Source organism: Idiomarina sp. ST10R2A5, from assembly GCF_051842325.1.
GTDB lineage: Bacteria > Pseudomonadota > Gammaproteobacteria > Enterobacterales > Alteromonadaceae > Idiomarina > Idiomarina abyssalis.
The window spans coordinates 1-246 of record NZ_JBNIEX010000067.1; the positions used below are offsets into that span (position 1 = coordinate 1).

Consider the following 246-nt stretch of genomic DNA (forward strand, 5'->3'; position numbering starts at 1 on the left):
GAGGGAGCGTCCTCGGCGGCGGCCGGAGCGGCCGCGCGGGGCTCGCGCGACTGCGGCGGGTCGACCTTGAGGCCCCTCGCCTCGGCGCGGGCGGAGAAGAACTCCGCGATGTCCGGGCGGAGGTTCGCGGTCGGGATCTCGGCCAGCGCGTAGAGCGGGGCCTGCCGCTGCATCGGCAGCGTCAGGGTCGAGAAGAAGGAACCCTCCTGGTTCTCGGCCTTGGGCTCCGCATAGCGGATGTGGGCG

At 74.0% G+C, this 246-nt stretch carries 1 protein-coding gene; it reads right to left on the reverse strand.

The window, feature by feature from the left end; genetic code table 11:
* Nucleotides 1–246, reverse strand: a 246-nt coding sequence (locus tag ACP7FG_RS13150) for a hypothetical protein (protein ID WP_439226652.1), incomplete at both ends; no start/stop codon positions are given.